We start from the raw sequence: 20,404 nt of genomic DNA, 5'->3' as shown, positions 1-20,404 counted from the left end.
GATTTCACTTCGCAGGCAGGCTCTCGACGAATTTGATCGCCGCTCTGATCAGTCTTCGACGCAATGCGTCATCTCCGTAAGCAGCCACGCCTGCACGCACCCAGCCATTCATGCGACGTTCGCCCATCACCATGAGTTCGATGCCCTCAAGTGCTAGTGCCCAGCCGTCATTGCCCTTGCCAAGCCGCACCAGCATGCCGTCGTTGCGCGCGGCGCACAGAAGATTACCATTAAGGAGAAAGGCAAAGCCTCCAAACATTGGCTTCTGGGAAACCCCGTCTCGCCCAGCAAGTTCTTGTCCGATCAATTCCTCAAGACCAGAATCACGCGACATGGCGCACTCCCCTATGTCCGGCCAGACAGCGCATACCGCGCCAACTCAATCCCCATCGCCTTTTCCACCGACGGATAGACGCTCGGATCAAGCACGCTGGAGGCTAGCGGAATCACCGTCTTCGGCACATGCAGAACGAAAATCATCATGCCGACCTGCAATTGCCCGACGCTCAAAGGCTCCCCTCCGATGACAGCGTGGTGATGACATCAGGGAAGGTCGCAAGCCGCGTGCCGCCGGCATCCTCGACCGCCATGTATTCGTTCATGATGTGGAGTACCGTGGCGTCATCGCCCTTCCCGAGAGTCACCGTGCCGATATCGAAGGCTTCTCTGGTATAGACGACGGATTTGTCGGTGATGATGCCTTCGGCCAGGATCGTGCCCCCGGTGGTTTTCGCAATCGTGTCGATGATGGCGCTGCCGCCCTTGCCTTCCGCCGCGATGATCGCCTCCCCCAGAGTCAGGGCCAGCGATATGCCACCGAGCGCCGCATTGTTTCGCACGTAAGAGGCACGCAAGGGATTGCGGCAGGAGGCGATAAAACCGCCGGACATATCGGAGGCCGTGCGCAGGATCGGCGACACTTTTGCGGTCGCGCCGCGCACGACCAGTTCGATGTAGCGGTTCTCGTCGCGATTGCCGCCAACGGCCGTCTGGATCATCTGCTCGGGCGATCCGGCCATGCCGATCGACCCCATGTCGCCGGTCGGGTGCGCCCGCATGTCGCCGACGGCGTCCAGAACCTTTGTGCCGAGAATGGCGGAGGGCAGCCAGCCGTTCAGCGTCGAGGACTTGCCGTTCTGGCCGACCATCAGCGCCGTTAGTTTCTCGCCCAGCGCTTCCTGCAGCAACTCCACCGCCTTGACGTAATCGACGCCGCGCATTTCCCAGGGGTCGTGGACGCCGGGGCGCCGATGGCGGCCGCCGTCGCCACCCAGTCGTCATCCGAGAGCTCGTCGATCGAGACCAGTTCCGGCTTGCCGATCGAGACGGCGGCATAGCCCAGCATGCGGCCATGATCGGCCCAGCCACCGCCGCCGGCGGCGTAAACGGACCCACCCTTGACCGCAGCCTCGACGTCTTTCTCCTTTAAAATCCGGCCCATTACATCGTCTCCTGAATCGGCTTCTGAAGTTCGGCGTCCAGTTCAACCACTGTATGAAGCAGCACGGCCGCGCCGAGCGCGATGTCATCGTTCTCGGCCCACTCGTCCGGCGTATGCGACCGGCCTTCGCGGCAGGCAACGAAGATCATCGCGGCCCGAGAAATCCGTGCCATCCAGGCCGTGTCGTGGCCGGCGCCCGATGCCATGCAGCGATGGCTGGCGCCGGTCGCCTTGCAGGCAGCATCGAAGAGCCGCAGGATCAGCGGATCGCCCGGCGTCGGCTGATTGTCCGAGATGATCTTCGGTTCCGCGATGACGATCCCGGTTGCCTGCGCCATCCACTCGACCAGTTCGGAGATTTCCGCGATGAAGCGATCCATGTCGGGCCGCAGTTCCGCACGGGCATCGATCAAAAGCCGCGCCCGCGAGGGACGACATTGGCAGCGTTCGGCTCGATCGAAAACTCGCCCACCGTCGCGGTGAAATGCCCCTCACCCTTTGAAAGCTCGATGGCTAGTTTCTCGATGGCGACCACCAGCCGCGAGGCCGCCACCAGCGCATCCCGGCGACCGCCCATCGGCGTCGTTCCGGCATGATCGGCCTGGCCTTCGACGAGGATCTCGATGCGCGTGATCCCGGCAATGGCGGTGACGACGCCGATATCGCATTTCTCTTTCTCAAGTACCGACCCCTGCTCGATATGCAGTTCGAGAAAGGCGCGGATGTCCGAGCGCTTCTGGCTCGCCAGTCGCGAGGAATCGCCGCCAACCTCGACAATGCCCTGGCGCAGCGTGAGGTCGCCTTGCGCCCGGCTCAGCCAGCCATCCGGCAACAGGCCGACCATGCCGCGGCTGCCGATGCAGGAGACGCCGAAGATCGACACCTCCTCGGCCAGAAAATCGACGATTTCCAGATCGTGGTCGAGGTGAACACCAGCATCGGAGAGCGAACGGGCGACCTCGAGCGCGCTTGCAACCCCGGCGATGCCATCGAAACGCCCGCCTTCCGGCACGGTGTCGGAATGCGAGCCGAGCATGATCGTGCCGAGCCCGGATCTGCGGCCTTTGCGCCGGCCGATCAGATTGCCGGCCGCATCGATGCGGGTTTCGAGCCCGGCTGCCTTGAACTGCTGTTCGAGAAAGGCGCGGCCGTCTAGAAACAGCGGCGTAAAGGCGCGGCGGGTGTAGGGCCGGTCCGGCTCAGTGATCCGCGCCAGCCCCTTTATCGTGTCGGCGATCCGCTTCGCATCAACAGGCAGATTGCTTTCCCGCGCTTTCATGCCACGCCTCTCATCACAGGCAGGGTTGGCAAGGGCCGGACGAAGGACCCTGTTCCTGGCTCAGACAGGACCGACGTGCCGTCAAAGGCCAGCCGCCCGCGCAGATAGGTGGCCGACACCCGCCAAGGCAGAAGAATGCCGTTATAGGGCGACCAGCCGACGACGTTGTGACCACTTGCTGCGGCGTCATAGGTGTAGGGTTCCGGAGTTAAAACGGTGATGTCCGCGTCCTTGCCTGCCTCCAGTGCGCCTTTCGCATGCTCCAACCGGAAATGCCGTGCCGGGTTGAGGCTCATCAGTTCGGCCGCGCGGGTGAGCGGGATGCCGCGCTCCAGCGCGCCCTTGACGAACAGCGGCACCATGACTTCGAGTCCGGGCACGCCGGAGGCATTGGCGAGCATGTCCGGATTGGTCTTGCGGTTTTCCGACCAGGAGACGTGGTCGGTCGAGACCAGCGTCACATTGCCGTCGGCGACATGGCGCCAGAGCTTTTCGACCTCGGCACGTGAGCGGATCGGCGGATTGATCTTGGCCTTGCCGCCAAGGCGCGCGACATCGTTTTCCTCGTCGAGAACAAGATAGTGGATGCAGCATTCGATCGTCGCGCGAAAACCCTGCGCCCGATAGGCGCTGGCGATCTCGTAGCCGCGGCCGAGCGAGCAATGCACCACATGCGCCGGGCAGCCGGTGGCGGCACCCGTTTCATAGATCTGGTTGGTCGCCAGAAGTTCGGTCAACGCCGGCCGCGACAGGCCGTGCGCCCGGTAATCGGTAATGCCGGCAGCCCTCACCTTCTCGATCGCCGCGCGCACCGCCTCGTCGTCCTCGTTGTGCACACCCGCAGTCAAACCGGTCGGCGCGATGGCGGCAAAGCAGGCTTCGAGGAGCGCGGCCGGAATCCGCGGAAAGCGCTTCGGGTCGGTGCCGAAGGTCGAGAACTTGAAGGCGGCGACACCTGCCTCGACCATCTCGGGAATACGCGCCGGCCCTTCTTCAGGATCAATCGTGCCATAGAGCGCAAAATCGACACGGGCCTGTTTTCCGGCATGATCGATCTTGCGTTTCACGGCGTCCGCCGAGCAGACGAGATCGCCCTCGTCATAGGGCATGTCGACAATCGTGGTGACGCCGCCGGCCGCAGCCGAGCCCGTCGACCAGATGAAATCCTCCTGATCCTTCTGGGAAAGCGAATGCACCTGCGCATCGATCGCACCCGGCAGGATCAGCGCCTTGCCGAGATCATGGCGTTCCCGCGCGGCCGGCATGGCGCCCTGCCCGACATGAACCACTTTGCCGTCGCGCACCGCCACATGGCCGGCCTCGACGATACTGTCGGGAAGAACGACGGTGCCTTTGAGGACCAGATCGAAATCGGACATGGCAGTTCCTTCAATTTCCGGACCAGTGAACGATCAGATGGACAGGGCAAAAAAATCATCGAATTCTGGCATCGGTGCCGCCGCGACAAAAGCTTTCAGCAGTTCATTCGAGGCAAACGCCCGATGCAAAGCCTCGATCTCGCTGGAAAGCGGCCGGTCCTTCAGATAAATCGGACTGAGTGCCCGCACGCCGTCATAGGCAATCCGCGTCACCCCGTCGGGCACATCGCCGAGAAGATCGATCGCCTGCGCCGAGAGCAGCGCCTCGATTGCCGCCATCTGGCGCAGATCGCGGACCTGCGTTTCCATGCGCTCAACGATCAGCGGCAGGAAAGTCGCCTCCTCCTCCAGCCCGCCGGCAACGACGATCGACTGCGCCGAGAGCGGCACCGCCATCGACTGCACGCGCATGTAAAGCTCGACCACCAGCTTCAGCAGCGGCCCAAGTCCGCTGGCGACCTCGCCGGGTGCCACGAGATTGATCGGCAGGTTTCGCCGCACACCGTTGGACAGAAGGATGCAGCGGTTGAGCACGTTGCGCGCCACGTGCGAAAAGCCGATCTGCGCCGTCTCAATATAAAGCGTCGTCGTCAGCGGCAGCGAGGCGCCGGAGGCATGGACCTGCCCGCCCATCACGACCGGATTGTCGTCGGACAAATAGGTCGCATCGACCAGGCGCTCGGCGGCGACCAGCAGCGTATCGACCGAAGCGCCAAAGACCTGCGCCGTCATGCGCAAACTCAAGGGATCGTGGATTGCGGTCGGCAGCGGCCAGTCGACCACACCGGACTGGCCATAAAGCCACGAGCCGACCAGCGCATCGCCGCGCGTGCCGAGGGTCGCCGCCACCCGCCAGGGATCGGCCGACGCGCCGAGCGCCAGCGACGACATCAATCCGGTCACCATCAGCACGCGGACTGCGGATGCGGCTTCGCGCAAGACGTCGGATGCGGCGGCGTAGGCAATCGCATTGACGCTCAGCGCCGCCAGCGCATCGCGCGGCTGCATGACGAAAGGCTGAAGACCGGCGCGCGACAGCGCCTCCTCCGCCGACATCAATTCGCCTGCTAAGAAGGCCTCTCCGGCACCGGTCAGGACGGAGGCCACCTGCCCCATCAGGCCGATATCGGCACAGCCGATAGACCCATGGCGATGCACGGCCGGCACCACCCCGTGTTCGAGCAGCGCCAGAAAGGCCTTGACCAGGTCGACACTGCAGCCCGTATGGCCGCCAAGTGCCGTGTTGATCCGGATCGCGATCGCCTTGCGCACGATCGGCTGGCGGAAGAATTCGCCTGTGCCGAAATGATGGGCCTTGACCAGGGCACTGTTGAACTCGGCGAGATCGCCCGCCGTCCAGAGCCGGTCTTTCATCGAGCCGACGCCGGTATTGGCGCCGTAGACCGGCAGTCCCATAGCGATCCTGTCGGCGATCACCCGATGGGCGGCCTCGACCTTTTCAAAGGCATTGTCTGCAACCACTGGCACGAAGGTTCCGACGCCAATCTTTTGCAGCGTCGCAAAATCGAGCGGCCGCCCCGTCAGGACAGTGGTTTTTGCAGAAGTCAGCATGCCGTCGTTACCCCGTTGCCGGCATGCTATTCGCTTTCCGGTCGATTGTGATATATCCCAAAGACAGAACACAAGATGCCATAATCCGAACATCGTTTGCCTGACCATCTGGATTATTCATGAGCTGCAGATACCAATGGACATAGCGACCCTGACGATCGTGCATGCCGTGCTGGAGGAGCGCGGCATCCGCAAGGCGGCACGACGCACCGGCCGCCCGGTGACCAGCGTCAGCGCAGCCCTGAAGCGTTTGGAGGCGGCGATTTCTGTGCCGCTGGTGCGTAGCGAAGGCGGCAATCTCGTTCCCACGCTCGAAGCCCGCCGCCGATTTGAAGACTTTGCAGCCGTGAGCCTGGCCGCGAAGGCGCTGACCAATGTCGCCGGCCAGCCTGCTCCCAAAGCCACGGTCCCGTCGATCGGCCTGACGATCTTGCAGCGGTTTGTCGCCTGCGCCCGCAATGGCAGTATTCGCAGTACGGCAAAACAGCTTGGCCTCGGCCAGCCGCAACTGACCCGCCAGCTGGCCGATCTGGAACGTGCGCTCGGCTTCCCGCTGCTGCTGCGTTCCGCCTCTGGCATCACCTGTACACCCGAAGGTCTTGCAGCCATTCCGATCGCCGAAGACCTGATCGACATCTGGAGCCGGCTGTCGCAGTCCTCCGGAGACCGTTTCCGCCGCGCGGCGGCGACGTGGCGGCTGGGTTCCGTCATGCCGCTTGGACCGGAAAGCGAAATCGCCCACATGCTGGCGGCATTGACGGCGGAGTGGCACCGCACACGCCCGCGCCAGCCGCTGTTCGTGTCCAGCACCACGGCCGACGAACTGATCGCCGGATTGAAGAGCCGCCGCTTCGATGCCGTGCTGCTGGACCTTGCCGACTTCCCCGGCGATTTCGAGGGGCGGCTGATCTCGCAAACGGCGCTGGCGCTGGCTGGTTCGCATGCGATCTTTGCCGAATGCGGCGGCAACGTTCGTCGCCTGTTGATGTCGAACCCCATGGCGGTTCCGAGCCTGAAGAGCGGCCTTCGCCAGCAGGCGGCACGCTTTCTGGAGCGGACGCTGAGCGAGGCGGAGCGCAACCGCATGACGATGGTCGAAGTCGATTCGATCCCCGTCATCATAAACATGGTCATGAATCACGGTTATCTCTCCGTCCTGCCGGAAAGCTCGATCGCCCGCATCCAGAGCCCGCCGGCCATGGTCAGGCTCGAGGCCAACTATGTGCAATCGCTCTCACTTGTCTGGCAGAAAAACGCGCTTTCGCGCCAGGTCGGCGAGGCTATGCTGGGCATGATCCGGGCGCGCGGCAACTGAGGTCAGAGCTGAGAAAACCTGAATCTCCTCCTGCGGGACCGTCCATAAGCCGTTGATCCGAGATCAAAAATCGCCGACAGTTGAATCAGCACCTGAAGCGCTTGAATCAGAGTTTCAGCTTCAGCCTCTTGCGCGTCTCGCTCGGGCTCTCGCGGTAATGGGCGCGGTAGCTGCGGGAAAAGGCCGAGGACGAATTGAAGCCGGTGATGGCGGCGATCTCGGCAAAATCCGCGCGCGTCTCGATGACCTTGCGCCGTGCCGCGTTCAGCCGCAGCGCCAGATAATGTTGATGCGGAGCAACACCCATCGTTTCGCGGAAAAGATCCTGCAGGTGGCGGGCGCCGACACCGATGCGACGCGCCAGTTTTGCCAGCGTCAGCGGAGCCTCGACGGTTTCCTCCATCAGCTTGACGGCAGCCCCCACCCGCGCATCGAGGATGCGCATATTGCCGATGGCGGGCACTTGCAGGAGGTCGCCGCGGGTGCGCTCCTGCTCGTAGATGAACAGGCGCGAGACTTCGAGCGCCAGCGAATAGCTGTGCTGGCGGCGGATCAGTTCGAGCATCAGGTCGAGCGTCGGCAGGGAACCACCCGTGGTGATGCGCTTGCCGTCGATGACGAAACGCTCGCGCACCATGGTGATCTGCGGATAGGCAGCGGCGAAATCTTCGAAATCTTCCCAATGGTTCGTCGCCGAAACATTGTCGAGCAGGCTGGTCTCGGCCAAAATCCACGCCCCCGCCTCTATCCCCGCCATCAGGCTCCGATGCCGCGCCGTCTGCGAAAGCTGCATACGCAAATGCGCGCTCGTATGGACCCGCCAGTTATAACTCGACAGGACGAACAGCGGATCGGTCTCCTTCTGCGGCTTGAAGGCGCCGCTAACCGGGATTGGAATGCCGCTCTTCGTCTCGATCGGTTGGCCGTCCGGGCTGAAGAAAGTCCAGGTGTAGAGCGTGCGCCCGGCGATCCGATTTGCGGCCCTGAGCGGCTCGACCACGGAGGCGACAAGGATGAGGTTTGTCTCCGGCAGCAGCAGCACGTCGAGATGCTGGGTGTCTTCGCGCGGTACAAGCAAGTCAAACTCTCCATCTGAATGCCGAAAATGTATAGTATAAAACTGAAAATGCAAAGCAGCCGATCGGATCTTGGCTCGTAATGTACCCCAAGAACAAGGGAGACATCCATGCCGCTCAGCATGAATCGCGACGTTTTCATCACCTGTGCCGTCACCGGCTCCGGCGACACCGCCGGCAAATCGCCGCACGTGCCGCGGTCGCCGAAAGAGATTGCCGCCTCGGCCATCGACGCCGCCAAGGCCGGTGCGGCCATCGTACACTGCCATGTGCGCGATCCCGATACCGGCGCCCCCAGCCGCCGCAACGATCTCTACAAGGAAGTCACCGACCTCATCCGCTCGGCGGATGTCGATGTCGTGCTCAACCTCACGGCCGGCATGGGCGGCGACATGATTTTCGGAAACGTCGAGAGCCCGCTGCCGCTCAACCCCAACGGCACCGATATGGCCGGCGCCACGGAGCGCGTTTCGCATGTGGCAGAATGCCTGCCGGAAATCTGCACGCTCGACTGCGGCACGATGAACTTTTCGCTCGGCGACTACGTGATGACCAACACCCCGTCGATGCTGCGCGCCATGGCCAAGATGATGACCGAACTCGGCGTTCGCCCGGAAATCGAAGCCTTCGACACCGGCCATCTCTGGTTCGCCAAGCAACTGGTCGAGGAAGGCCTGATCGAGGATCCGGTTCTCATCCAGCTCTGCATGGGCATTCCGTGGGGCGCACCTGATGACCTCAATACCTTCATGGCGATGGTCAACAACGTGCCGGCCAACTGGACCTTCTCCGCCTTCTCCATCGGCCGCAACGCGCTCGCCTATCCGGCAGCGGCCGTGCTTGCCGGCGGCAATGTCCGCGTCGGGCTGGAGGACAATCTCTATGTCGGCAAAGGCCAGCTCGCCACCAATGCACAGCTTGTCGAAAAAGCAGTCGGCGTCATTGAGGGCATGGGTGCCAGGATCATCGGACCGGCTGCGGTGCGTGAGAAGCTGAAGCTGGTGAAGCGCTGAGAAAACCCCTCCCCACCCTCCCCACAAGGGGGAGGGCTTAACGCTTAGCACTGCCCGCGCTCCCCGTCGAGCGCACTGCAAGCTGAGATGTCGAGATGGATTGACATCGGAGCGGCAGGTTAAGCCCCTCCCCTTGTGGGGAGGGGTTTGGGGCGGGGTCTTACAAAACTTAAGGGTGAACGATCATGACCAAAATCACCAAGGCGGCCTGCATCGGCGGCGGCGTCATCGGCGGGGCCTGGGCGGCGCGTTTCCTGCTGGCCGGCATCGACGTCAATATGTTCGATCCGCACCCCGAAGCGACCCGCATCGTCGGCGAGGTGCTGGCGAATGCCGAGCGCGCCTATGCCATGCTGACCATGGCGCCGCTGCCGCCGAAGGGCAAGCTCACCTTCGTCAAGAGCGTTGAAGAGGCCGTGCAAGGCGCTGACTGGATTCAGGAAAGCGTGCCCGAGCGGGTCGACCTGAAGCGCAACGTCATCACCCAGATCGATGCGGCAGCCGACCCGAAGGCTCTGATCGGCTCGTCCACATCAGGCATCATGCCGACGGACCTGCAGCGCGACATGAAGCATCCCGAGCGCATGTTCGTCGCCCATCCCTACAATCCGGTCTACCTCCTTCCGCTCGCCGAACTCGTCGGCGGCGAAAAGACGGCGAAATCCACGCTGGAAGAGGCCAAGGCCAAGCTCGCGCCGATCGGCATGAAGGGCGTGATCATCAACAAGGAGATCGAGGCCTTCGTCGGCGACCGCCTCCTTGAAGCCGTCTGGCGCGAAGGCCTGTGGCTGATCAAGGACGATATCTGCGACACCGAGACGCTCGATGACGTGATCCGTTATTCCTTCGGCATGCGCTGGGCGCAGATGGGCATGTTCGAGACCTACCGCATCGCCGGCGGCGAAGCCGGCATGCGCCACTTCCTCGCCCAGTTCGGCCCCTGCCTCTCCTGGCCCTGGACCAAGCTGATGGACGTGGTTGATCTCGATGACGAACTTGTCGACAAGATCGCCGCCCAGTCCGACGCCCAGTCCGGCGCGCGCGGTATCCGCGATCTGGAGCGCATCCGCGACGAAAACCTCGTCGGCATCATGCACGCGCTGAAGAGCGGCGATGGCGGCAAGGGCTGGGGTGCCGGCAAGCTGCTAGCCGATTTCGAGCAGAGCCTGTGGGCAAACGCTGAAAAGCCGCAGACCGATCTGGGCAATGCCGAGCCGATCCGCATCCTCGACACCAAGGTCAACGCCGCCTGGGTCGACTACAACGGCCATATGACGGAGCACCGCTACCTGCAGGTCTTCGGCGACACCTCGGATGGCCTCCTGCGCCTGATCGGCGTCGATCTCGACTACGTCAAGAAGGGCCACAGCTACTACACGGTCGAGACTCATATCCGGAACTTGGGCGAAGCCAAGCTCGGTAACGCGCTGTACTCGACCTGCCAGATTCTGTCCTACGACGAAAAACGCCTGCACATTTTCTCGACGATCTACAATGCGGCAAGCAACGAGCCGGTGGCGACGGCGGAGCAGATGCTGCTGCATGTGGACAGTAAGGCGAGCAAGGCCGTGCCAGCCCTGCCGGAGGTGATTGCCAAGGTGACGGCGATTGCGGAGGCGTATGCGGGATTGCTGAAGCCCGAGGGTGTAGGGCGGAGCGTGGGGCAGAAGCGGTAATCGACAGAGTTCGTGGACGCCTACCCCCTCAGTCGGCTACGCCGACATCTCCCCCTCAAGGGGGAGATCAGCCGCCAGCTTTTGGGGCACGAAGCTAGAGAACAATCTCCCCCTTGAGGGGGAGATGTCCCGAAAGGGACAGAGGGGTAACGCCAAAGGCGCACCCACGGAACGATATGGAGGAATGTAAGATGGATTTCGCACTGACCGAAGAACAGCAGATGATCGTCGAGACCGTGCGCGGCTTCGTCGAGACCGAAATCTATCCGCATGAAAACGAGGTCGAGCGCACCGGCATCGTGCCGAAGGAGCTCGGCCAGGAGATCACGCGAAAGTGCAAGGATCTCGGCTTCTTTGCCTGCAACATGCCCGAAGAGGTCGGCGGCGCCGGGCTTGATCACCAGACGTTCACGCTGGTCGAACGCGAGCTTGGCCGCGGCTCCATGGGCCTCACCGTCTTCTTCGGTCGCCCTTCTGGCATCCTGATGGCCTGCAATGACGAGCAGCGCGAGAAATACCTGATCCCCGCCGTCAAGGGCGAGAAGTTCGATGCGCTCGCCATGACCGAGCCGGATGCCGGCTCCGACGTGCGCGGCATGAAGTGTTTTGCCAAGCCAGACGGCGACGACTGGATCGTCAACGGCACCAAGCATTTCATTTCGCATGCCAACATCGCCGATTTCGTCATCGTCTTCATCGCCACCAGCGAGGAAGAGACACCGCGCGGCCCGAAGAAGAAGATCACCTGTTTCCTCGTCGATCGCGGCACGCCGGGCTTCGAAATCCGCAACGGCTATGACAGTGTGTCCCATCGTGGCTACAAGAACTGCATCCTCAGTTTCGACGATTGCCGCCTGCCCTCCTCGGCCATTCTCGGCGAAGTGCACAAGGGCTTCGACATCGCCAATGACTGGCTCTACGCGACTCGCATCACCGTTGCCGCCACCTGTGTCGGTCGCGCCCGACGGGTATTCGATTATGCGCTTCCCTATGCCGCCGAGCGCAAGCAGTTCGGCAAGCCGATAGGTGCCAACCAGGGCGTGTCGTTCAAGCTTGCCGACATGATCACCGAGATCGATGCCGCCGATTATCTGACGCTGGCCGCCGCCTGGCGGCTCGACCAGAAACTGCCGGCCAACCGCGAGATCGCCTCGGCCAAGCTCTACGCATCCGAAATGCTCGCCCGCGTCACCGACGAAGCAATCCAGATCTATGGCGGCATGGGGCTGATGGACGACCTGCCGCTTGCCCGCTTCTGGCGCGACGCCCGCGTCGAGCGCATCTGGGACGGCACGTCGGAAATCCAGCGCCACATCATCAGCCGCGATCTCTTGCGGCCGCTGGGGGCCTAGAATGACCCGCGACCTCTCCCGCCTCATCCGCCCCAGATCCATCGCCGTCTTCGGCGGCAAGGAAGCGCGGCGGGTCATCGAGCAGTGCGACAAAATGGGGTTCACCGGCGAGATCTGGCCGGTCGATCCGAAGAACGACGAGATCCTCGGGCGCAAGTGCTATCATTCCGTCGCCGAGCTTCCCGGCTCGCCGGATGCCTCCTTTGTCGGTGTCAACCGGGCGCTGACCATCGAGATCATCCGTAACCTGTCGGCCCGCAAGGCAGGCGGCGCCGTCTGCTACGCATCGGGTTTCCGCGAGGCTGTGAGCGAACTCTCCGATGGCAGCGACCTGCAGGACGCGCTGGTTGCGGCGGCCGGCGACATGGCAATCGTCGGTCCCAATTGCTACGGCTTCATCAACATGCTCGACGGCGCCCTGCTCTGGCCGGACCAGCATGGAATGCAGCGCGTCGAGCGCGGCGTCGCGGTCCTCACCCAGTCGTCCAACATCGCCTGCAACGTCTCGATGCAGATGCGCGGGCTGCCGCTCGCCTATATCATGACGGCCGGAAACCAGGCCCAAACAGGCCTTTCAGAACTCGCCATCGCCGCACTCGAAGACCCCCGCGTGACCGCTGTCGGCCTGCACATAGAGGGTTTCGACAGCATCGAGGCACTGGAGCGGCTGGCGACGCGCGCACGCGACCTGAAAAAGCCGGTCGTGACCTTGAAGGTCGGCAAGTCGGAAGCAGCACAACTGGCGACCGTCTCGCACACGGCTTCGCTGGCCGGCAATGACGCCGTCTCCTCGGCGCTGCTCGAACGGCTCGGCATCGGACGTGTGAACACGCTGCCGGAACTGCTCGAGACGCTGAAACTGCTGCATCTGCACCCGCCGCTTGCGACCTTCGATATCTCCTCCATGAGCTGTTCCGGCGGCGAGGCGTCGCTGATGGCCGATGCCGGCGTCAAGCGCAAGACCGTGTTCCGGGCGCTCAAGGACGAGCAGCGCCAGCCGCTGCGCGAAAGCCTCGGCGAGATGGTGACGATCGCCAACCCGCTTGACTACCATACCTTCGTCTGGGGCAATCGCGACAAGCAGACGACCGCATTCACGGCCATGATGAAGGGCGATTACGCGCTGAACCTCATCATTCTCGACTTTCCCCGGCAGGATCGCTGCGATGCCACCGACTGGGTGACCACCTGCGACGCCGTGATCGCCGCCTCGCGTGCGACCGGCGCCGTTGCCGGCATCGTTGCCAGCCTGGGCGAAAACATGCCGGAGGCGACGGCACTCTCGCTGATGATTGATGGCGTTGTGCCCTTTTACGGCATCGACGAAGCCCTGGCGGCGGCCGAAAGCTCGGCCACCATCGGCAAGGCCTGGGCAAAACCCGCCCCGGAACCGCTCCTGAAAACAGCAGCCGACGACGGCGAGATCGTTACGCTCTCGGAGCATGAGGCAAAGCAGATGCTGGCCGGCTTTGGCCTCTCTGTGCCGGATGGGCGCACGGCCGCTACGGCGGCTGACGCTGCTGACGCTGCCGAAACGCTTGGTTTCCCGGTCGTCCTCAAGGGCCTGGGCGTCGCGCACAAGACCGAGGCAGGCGCCGTAAAACTCAATCTCGCCAGCCGGGACGCGGTTCTTGAAGCGGCAGAAGGCATGGCCGCCGTTGCTTCCGGTTATCTCGTCGAAAAAATGATCGGAAAAGCGGTCGCGGAAATCATCGTCGGCGCGCTGCGCGATCCGGTCGCGGGGCCTGTGCTGACCATCGGCGCCGGGGGAATTCTGGTCGAATTGCTCGATGATTCCATCGTTTTGACGCTTCCGACATCGGAAGATGCCATACGCGAGGCCATATCCGGCTTGAAAATCAAGAAACTGCTCGACGGCTATCGCGGCAGCCCGAAAGGCGATGTCGAAGCGCTCGTGGCCGCTGTCGCTGCTGTCGCATCCTATGTCGCATCGGACGCCGCAAAGCTGATCGAACTCGATATCAATCCTATCATGGTTTTGCCGCAAGGTTCTGGAACCTTGGCTGTCGATGCCCTGATCCGTCGGAGGAAATGAAGCCTATGACCGGACCACTCCGCACCCGCCGCGAAGGTGGCATTCTCGAGGTCACCATCGACCGACCGAAGGCGAATGCCATCGACCTGGTGACATCTAGGATCATGGGCGAGATCTTTGCCGACTTTCGCGACGACGAGACATTGCGTGTCGCCATTATCACCGGTGCGGGCGAAAAATTCTTCTGTCCGGGATGGGACCTGAAGGCGGCGGCCGGCGGCGATGCGGTCGACGGCGACTACGGCATTGGTGGCTTCGGCGGCCTGCAGGAACTGCGTGACCTCAACAAGCCTGTGATCGCCGCCATTAACGGCATCTGCTGCGGCGGCGGACTGGAAATCGCGCTGTCCGCCGACATGATCCTGGCCGCCGAGCACGCAACCTTCGCGCTGCCGGAAATCCGTTCCGGCACGGTCGCCGATGCCGCCTCGATCAAGCTGCCCAAGCGCATCCCCTATCACATCGCCATGGACATGCTGTTCACCGGCCGTTGGCTGGATGCGACGGAGGCAAACCGCTGGGGCTTCGTCAACGAAATCATATCGGCAGGCAAGCTGATGGAGCGTGCTTGGGAACTAGCCCGCCTGCTCGAAAGCGGCCCACCGCTCGTCTATGCGGCGATCAAGGAAGTGGTCCGTGCTGCTGAAGGCGAAGACTTCCAGACGACGATGAACAAGATCACCAAGCGGCAATTCAAGACCGTGGATATCCTCTATTCGAGCGAGGACCAGCTGGAAGGCGCTCGTGCATTTGCGGAAAAACGCGATCCTGTGTGGAAAGGAAGATAGAGGGAAGGAAGGTCTTGCGGCCGGGGAAAGCCGCGAACTTGCATAAGCCAGATTTATGATCTCGGTCGATTTTTTACATGAATACAAGACCGGCATTCGACACTAGCATACGGAAAATCCTCGGTTTTCTTCCTAACGGAAGATCGGGGAAAAGACGGGAAAGCCAAGGGTTCCACCGTTTGCACAATTGATTGGAATACCAACGGCAAGACAGGCATTCTAAGCCAAAGGCCGTGATTTAACGGACAATAAACAACGAACGGCAGACGCCGTCGAAACAAAGGGAACAGGGGAATGAGCGATTACACGAACTACCTCGCCAGGCAGGTCATGCTCGGCAAGATGAACCGCCGCGAATTCATGGGCCGCGCAATGGCGGCCGGCGTAGCACTTTCGACCGCAGGCACTCTGTTTGCGACCAGCGCGCAGGCGCAGGAGCCCAAGCGCGGCGGCGCGCTCAAGCTTGGTCTCGAAGGAGGCTCCGCCACCGATTCAAACGATCCGGCGAAATTCCTGTCGCAGGTCATGTTCTGCATCGGTCGTTGCTGGGGCGACATGCTTGTCGAATCCGAGCCCCTGACCGGACTGCCGGTTCCGGCGCTTGCCGAGTCCTGGGCACCGTCGGCCGACGCTGCGACCTGGACCTTCAAGATCCGCAAGGGCGTCAAGTTCCACGACGGCAAGGACCTGACGATCGACGACGTCGTCAAGACCCTGCAGCGCCACACGGACGAAAAGTCCGAATCCGGCGCGCTCGGCGTCATGAAGTCGATCAAGGAAATCAAGGCTGACGGCGAAGACCTCGTTCTCGTCCTGACCGAAGGCAATGCCGACCTGCCGCTCCTGCTCACCGACTACCACCTCGTCATCCAGCCGGGCGGCGGCTATGACAATCCGGGCGCAGGCATCGGCACGGGCCCCTACAAGCTTTCGAGCTTCGAGCCCGGCGTGCGCGCAACGCTGGAGAAGAACGCTGACGACTGGCGCACGGATCGCGGCTTCGTCGACTCGATCGAAATCATCAACATGAACGATGCCACGGCGCGCATCGCCGCACTTTCTTCCGGCCAGGTGCACTACATCAACCGCGTCGACCCGAAGACGGTCAACCTTTGAAGCGCGCGCCGAACGTCGAAATCCTGTCGACATCCGGTCGCGGCCACTACGTCTTCATCATGCACTGCAACACGGCGCCGTTCGACAACAACGACCTGCGCCTGGCATTGAAGTATGCGATGGATCGCGAGAACATGGTGAAGACCATTCTCGGCGGCTATGGCAAGGTCGGCAACGACTTCCCGATCAACGAAACCTATGCCCTCTTCCCGGAAGGCATCGAACAGCGGGCCTACGATCCGGACAAGGCAGCCTTCCATTACAAGAAGTCCGGTCATAGCGGCCCGGTCCTGCTACGCACCTCCGACGTCGCCTTCCCGGGCGCCGTCGATGCCGCCGTCCTTTACCAGGACAGCGCCAAGAAGGCCGGTATCGAGGTTGAAGTGAAGCGCGAACCGGGCGACGGCTACTGGTCGAATGTCTGGAACGTCCAGCCCTTCTCAACGTCCTACTGGGGCGGTCGCCCGACGCAGGACCAGATGTATTCGACAGCCTACCTGTCGAGCGCCGACTGGAACGACACGCGCTTCCTGCGTCCCGACTTCGACAAGATCCTGCTCGAGGCCCGCTCCGAACTGGACGAAGCCAAGCGCAAGGAAATGTACCGCACCATGGCGATGACGGTTCGCGATGAAGGCGGCCTGATCCTGCCGATGTTCAACGACTTCGTGAATGCCTCGACCAAGGCGGTGAAGGGCTACGTGCACGATATCGGCAACGATATGTCGAACGGCTATGTCGCGACGCGCGTCTGGCTCGACGCCTGATGACGGCGCTGGGACCTGACACCGGTCCGGCGCAGACAACGGCAGCGACTGCGGGTGGCGAAAGCCTCCCGCAGTCCATTGCCGTTTCCGGAACAGCACCACCCTCCATGACAGCCGGCCCGGTGACCGGTTCTGTCTGGCGTCGATTCAGCCTTCGCCGCCCACTGGCGGCGTTGATTTTGCAACGCCTCGGCCTCAGCGTCGGCCTGCTCTTTGCCGTCTCGCTGATGATCTTCGGCGGTGTCGAGGCCCTGCCCGGCGACTTCGCAACCACCTATCTCGGCCAGTCGGCGACGCCGCAGGCAGTCGAAAACATCCGCAAGGATCTCGGTCTCGACCGGCCGATGACCGAGCGTTATTTCAGCTGGCTCGGTGGCGCCGTCCAGGGCGATTTCGGCACCTCCTGGGCAAGTCGCAACTCGGTCAGCGAACAGATCGGCAAGCGATTGGGCAATTCGCTGTTCCTCGCTTTTTCGCCGCCATCATCTCCGTTCCGCTCGCCGTGGCGCTCGGCATGCTCGCCGTCCAGTATCGAAACCGGCTGCCGGACCGGATCATCAACGTGGTTTCGCTGGCGGCCATCTCGCTGCCGGAGTTCTTCGTAGGGTATCTGCTGATCATGTTCTTCGCGGTCCAGCTTGGCGTCGCGACCTTTCCCTCCACCGTCTATGACAGCATGGGCTTCGGCGAACGGCTGTCTGCCATCGCCCTTCCGGTCGCAACGCTGGTCCTCGTCGTGCTTGCCCACATGATGCGCATGACGCGCGCCGCCATTCTCAACGTCATGTCGTCGGCCTATGTCGAGACCGCAGAACTGAAAGGCCTGAGCGCCTTTCGCATCATCGCCAAGCATGCGGCGCCGAACGCAATGGCCCCGGTCATCAACGTCATTGCGCTCAACCTCGCCTATCTCGTCGTCGGCGTCGTCGTCGTCGAAGTCGTCTTCGTCTATCCGGGCATGGGCCAGTACATGGTCGATGCCGTCACGGTGCGCGACATGCCGGTCGTTCAGGCCTGCGGGCTGATCTTCGCCGCCTTCTACATCTTCCTCAACATGGCGGCTGATCTTCTCGCCATTCTCGCCAATCCCCGTCTGAGGCATCCGCGATGAGAGTGAGCACCATTCCGATAAGCGCCTGGATCGGCATTGCCGGTATCCTGATTGCGTTGTTCTGCGCCATTTTCGCGCCTTGGATCGCCCCCTTCGGCGAGCGCGAGGTCGTCGGCGACATCTGGCTGCCGATGGGTGGAGATTTCCTGCTCGGCACCGACAATCTCGGTCGCGACCTCCTCTCGCGATTGATCTTCGGTGCACGCACCACCATCTTCGTGGCGCTGGCGGCGACCTTCCTCTCCTTCTCGCTCGGCATGCTGCTGTCGTTCACGGCGGCCGTCACCGGCGGGTTTCTCGATCAGTTATTCTCGCGCTTCAACGACTTGATGATGGCGATCCCGACGCTGATCTTCGCGCTCGTCGTGCTCGCCGTCCTGCCGCAACAACTCTGGATCCTGATCCTTGTCATGGCGGTTCTCGACAGCACCCGCGTCTTCCGCATCGGCCGCGCCGTGGCGCTCGATGTGGCTGTCATGGAGTTCGTCGAGGCGGCAAGGCTACGCGGCGAAGGCACGGGCTGGATCATCTTCCGCGAGATCCTGCCCAATACGCTCTCTCCGCTTTTGGCTGAGTTCGGCCTGCGGTTTGCCTTCTCGATCCTGTTCCTCTCCACCCTCTCCTTCCTCGGCCTCGGCATTCAGCCGCCGGCCGCAGATTGGGGCGGCATGGTCAAGGACAACAAGGACGGCATCATCTTCGGCATTTCCGCAGCGCTTATTCCGGGTGGTGCGATCGCAACGCTTGCCATCTGCGTCAACCTCGTCGTCGACTGGTTGATGAAACGCACCTCCAGCCTGAAGGGAGGCCGCGGCGATGCCTGAGCCCGAAAACACCAATCTCCTGTCCGTCCGCAATCTCAAGATCGAGGCCACCAGCTATCCCCCGGGCGAGCCGCCCAAAACCGTGACGCTGGTTGAAAATGTCTCGTTCGATCTCGAAAAGGGCAAGGTGCTCGGGCTGATCGGCGAATCCGGCGCCGGAAAATCGACCATTGGCCTCTCTGCGCTCGCCTATGGTCGCGGCGGGGCGTCGATCACCGGCGGTCAGGTGCTGCTCAACGGCAAGGACATTCTAACCCTTGGCCGCAACGGCATCCGGACGATCCGGGGCTGCAAGGTCTGCTACGTCGCGCAATCGGCAGCGGCCGCCTTCAACCCCGCCCACAGGCTCGGCGAACAGGTCATCGAGGCATCGCTGCGCCACGGTATCATGTCGCGCGAGGAGGCAACGAAACGGGCGCTCTACCTGTTCACCGTGCTCGGCCTGCCAAACCCGCAAACCTTCGGCGAGCGTTATCCGCACCAGGTCTCCGGCGGCCAGCTGCAGCGTGCCATGACCGCGATGGCGCTCTGCCCCAACCCGGAGCTGATCGTCTTCGACGAACCGACAACGGCGCTCGACGTCACGACGCAGATCGACGTTTTGGCCGCGATCAAACATGCGATCGAGGAAACGAACACGGCCGCGCTCTACATCACCCATGACCTTGCCGTCGTCGCCCAGATTTCCGACGACATCATGGTCCTGCGCCATGGCAAGACCATCGAATATGGCACGACGAGACAGATCATCGAAGCCCCGAACGAGGAATATACACGCGCCCTGGTCAACGTCCGCCAGACCAAGCGCGAGGAAGCAGCCGACCAGAGCAACACGCTGCTCAAGATCGATAATATCAGCGCCGGCTACGGCAACGGGTTCAAGGTTCTCGACAATGTCTCCCTGCATCTGCCGAAAGGCCAGACGCTGGCGATCGTCGGCGAGTCAGGTTCCGGAAAATCGACACTGGCACGCGTAATCACCGGGCTTCTGCCACCATCGGAAGGCACGATCAGCTTCGAAGGCAAGGAATTGCCGAAAGCGCTGAAATCGCGCAGCAAGGACGAGTTGCGCCGGGTGCAGATGATCTACCAGATGGCGGACACCGCGATGAACCCGCGCCAGACGGTGCGCGACATCATAGGCCGGCCTATCTCCTTCTATTTCGGCCTGCACGGTGCGCAGAAGACCGAGCGCGTCAAGGACCTGCTCGACCAGATCGAAATGGGCGCGGGCTTCCTTGATCGCTATCCGGCCGAACTCTCCGGTGGTCAGAAGCAGCGCGTCGCGATCGCGCGTGCCTTGGCGGCCAAGCCGGAGCTTATCCTCTGCGACGAGCCGACTTCGGCGCTCGATCCGCTGGTGGCCGAGGGCATCCTGAATCTGCTTCTGAAGCTGCAGGAGGAAACTGCTGTTTCCTATGTCTTTATCACCCACGACATCGCCATCGTCCGTGCCATCGCCGACAGCGTTGCCGTCATGCACCGCGGCCGGCTCGTGCGCTTCGGCCCGAAGTCCAAAGTGCTGTCACCGCCCTTCGATGACTATACCGACCTGCTCTTGAAGTCGGTTCCGGAGATGGAAATTGGCTGGCTGGAGAAAGTGCTAAAAACGCGGAGGATGGAGAGCGCCGGGAATTGA

At 62.5% G+C, this 20,404-nt stretch carries 12 protein-coding genes and 4 pseudogenes; 10 read left to right on the top strand and 6 right to left on the bottom strand.

Going from position 1 to position 20,404, the window contains the following annotated elements:
* Positions 1 to 4: 4 nt before the first annotated feature.
* The 5 genes and pseudogenes from P6U16_RS19345 to P6U16_RS19325 all read right to left on the bottom strand — a co-directional run bounded on the left by P6U16_RS19345 (position 5) and on the right by P6U16_RS19325 (position 5,671).
* Positions 5 to 334, bottom strand: coding sequence for a TfoX/Sxy family protein (locus P6U16_RS19345; protein WP_277701837.1), 330 nt, complete (start codon positions 332 to 334; stop codon positions 5 to 7).
* An 11-nt stretch (positions 335 to 345) separates the two neighbouring features.
* A pseudogene (locus P6U16_RS19340) lies at positions 346 to 1,441 on the bottom strand (DUF917 domain-containing protein).
* A pseudogene (locus P6U16_RS19335) lies at positions 1,441 to 2,720 on the bottom strand (Zn-dependent hydrolase). Before P6U16_RS19335 ends, P6U16_RS19340 begins: the two co-directional pseudogenes overlap by 1 nt.
* Positions 2,717 to 4,099, bottom strand: coding sequence for an amidohydrolase family protein (locus tag P6U16_RS19330; RefSeq protein WP_277701836.1), 1,383 nt, complete (start codon positions 4,097 to 4,099; stop codon positions 2,717 to 2,719). Before P6U16_RS19330 ends, P6U16_RS19335 begins: the two are co-directional and overlap by 4 nt.
* 33 nt (positions 4,100 to 4,132) lie before the next feature.
* The gene (locus P6U16_RS19325; protein ID WP_277701835.1) at positions 4,133 to 5,671 is read right to left on the bottom strand and encodes an aromatic amino acid lyase; all 1,539 of its coding nucleotides are present in this window, start codon (positions 5,669 to 5,671) and stop codon (positions 4,133 to 4,135) included.
* Between the two features lie 136 nt (positions 5,672 to 5,807).
* Between P6U16_RS19325 and P6U16_RS19320 the strand changes: the two genes are divergently transcribed.
* Complete coding sequence (locus tag P6U16_RS19320) at positions 5,808 to 6,986, top strand: LysR family transcriptional regulator (protein ID WP_277701834.1); 1,179 nt, start codon at positions 5,808 to 5,810, stop codon at positions 6,984 to 6,986.
* 106 nt (positions 6,987 to 7,092) lie between these two features.
* Here P6U16_RS19320 and P6U16_RS19315 read toward each other — a convergent pair whose 3' ends face one another.
* Positions 7,093 to 8,064, bottom strand: a complete 972-nt coding sequence (locus tag P6U16_RS19315; protein ID WP_277701833.1) for a GlxA family transcriptional regulator — start codon at positions 8,062 to 8,064, stop codon at positions 7,093 to 7,095.
* Positions 8,065 to 8,172: 108 nt separating this feature from the next.
* On the opposite strand from P6U16_RS19315, the gene P6U16_RS19310 reads away from it, so the two are divergent.
* The 9 genes and pseudogenes from P6U16_RS19310 (at position 8,173) to P6U16_RS19270 (ending at position 20,404) form a co-directional block, all read left to right on the top strand.
* Positions 8,173 to 9,075, top strand: a complete 903-nt coding sequence (locus tag P6U16_RS19310) for a 3-keto-5-aminohexanoate cleavage protein (protein ID WP_277701832.1) — start codon at positions 8,173 to 8,175, stop codon at positions 9,073 to 9,075.
* 185 nt (positions 9,076 to 9,260) lie between these two features.
* Positions 9,261 to 10,751 (top strand): carnitine 3-dehydrogenase, encoded by a 1,491-nt coding sequence (locus P6U16_RS19305; RefSeq protein ID WP_277701831.1) that lies wholly within the window; start codon positions 9,261 to 9,263, stop codon positions 10,749 to 10,751.
* A gap of 191 nt (positions 10,752 to 10,942) precedes the next feature.
* A complete protein-coding gene (locus P6U16_RS19300) occupies positions 10,943 to 12,103 on the top strand; it encodes an acyl-CoA dehydrogenase family protein (RefSeq protein ID WP_277701830.1) in 1,161 nt (386 codons plus the stop codon).
* Position 12,104: 1 nt separating this feature from the next.
* Positions 12,105 to 14,159: an acetate--CoA ligase family protein gene (locus P6U16_RS19295; protein WP_277701829.1), complete on the top strand. Its 2,055-nt coding sequence runs from the start codon at positions 12,105 to 12,107 to the stop codon at positions 14,157 to 14,159.
* Between the two features lie 5 nt (positions 14,160 to 14,164).
* Entirely contained in the window at positions 14,165 to 14,947 is a 783-nt protein-coding gene (locus P6U16_RS19290) for a carnitinyl-CoA dehydratase (protein WP_277701828.1), read from the top strand.
* A gap of 294 nt (positions 14,948 to 15,241) precedes the next feature.
* Positions 15,242 to 16,830 (top strand): annotated as a pseudogene (locus tag P6U16_RS19285) (ABC transporter substrate-binding protein).
* Positions 16,830 to 17,941, top strand: a pseudogene (locus P6U16_RS19280) (ABC transporter permease). Before P6U16_RS19285 ends, P6U16_RS19280 begins: the two co-directional pseudogenes overlap by 1 nt.
* Positions 17,938 to 18,765, top strand: coding sequence for an ABC transporter permease (locus P6U16_RS19275; protein ID WP_277701827.1), 828 nt, complete (start codon positions 17,938 to 17,940; stop codon positions 18,763 to 18,765). Before P6U16_RS19280 ends, P6U16_RS19275 begins: the two are co-directional and overlap by 4 nt.
* On the top strand, positions 18,758 to 20,404 hold the full coding sequence (locus P6U16_RS19270) for an ABC transporter ATP-binding protein (protein ID WP_277701826.1): 1,647 nt from the start codon (positions 18,758 to 18,760) through the stop codon (positions 20,402 to 20,404). The genes P6U16_RS19275 and P6U16_RS19270 overlap by 8 nt, the downstream gene beginning before the upstream one ends.

Source organism: Rhizobium sp. 32-5/1 (assembly GCF_029537235.1).
GTDB lineage: Bacteria > Pseudomonadota > Alphaproteobacteria > Rhizobiales > Rhizobiaceae > Pararhizobium.
The sequence above is the reverse complement of the archived record's forward strand: the minus strand, read 5'-3'. Positions and strand labels throughout refer to the sequence as shown.

What these genes read in the sequence shown, in the direction of transcription:
- P6U16_RS19345 (WP_277701837.1), bottom strand. Translation starts at nt 334, where the DNA reads ATGTCGCGTGATTCTGGTCTTGAGGAATTGATCGGACAAGAACTTGCT.
- P6U16_RS19330 (WP_277701836.1), bottom strand. Translation starts at nt 4,099, where the DNA reads ATGTCCGATTTCGATCTGGTCCTCAAAGGCACCGTCGTTCTTCCCGAC.
- P6U16_RS19325 (WP_277701835.1), bottom strand. Translation starts at nt 5,671, where the DNA reads ATGCTGACTTCTGCAAAAACCACTGTCCTGACGGGGCGGCCGCTCGAT.
- P6U16_RS19320 (WP_277701834.1), top strand. Translation starts at nt 5,808, where the DNA reads ATGGACATAGCGACCCTGACGATCGTGCATGCCGTGCTGGAGGAGCGC.
- P6U16_RS19310 (WP_277701832.1), top strand. Translation starts at nt 8,173, where the DNA reads ATGCCGCTCAGCATGAATCGCGACGTTTTCATCACCTGTGCCGTCACC.
- P6U16_RS19305 (WP_277701831.1), top strand. Translation starts at nt 9,261, where the DNA reads ATGACCAAAATCACCAAGGCGGCCTGCATCGGCGGCGGCGTCATCGGC.
- P6U16_RS19300 (WP_277701830.1), top strand. Translation starts at nt 10,943, where the DNA reads ATGGATTTCGCACTGACCGAAGAACAGCAGATGATCGTCGAGACCGTG.
- P6U16_RS19295 (WP_277701829.1), top strand. Translation starts at nt 12,105, where the DNA reads ATGACCCGCGACCTCTCCCGCCTCATCCGCCCCAGATCCATCGCCGTC.
- P6U16_RS19290 (WP_277701828.1), top strand. Translation starts at nt 14,165, where the DNA reads ATGACCGGACCACTCCGCACCCGCCGCGAAGGTGGCATTCTCGAGGTC.
- P6U16_RS19275 (WP_277701827.1), top strand. Translation starts at nt 17,938, where the DNA reads ATGAGAGTGAGCACCATTCCGATAAGCGCCTGGATCGGCATTGCCGGT.
- P6U16_RS19270 (WP_277701826.1), top strand. Translation starts at nt 18,758, where the DNA reads ATGCCTGAGCCCGAAAACACCAATCTCCTGTCCGTCCGCAATCTCAAG.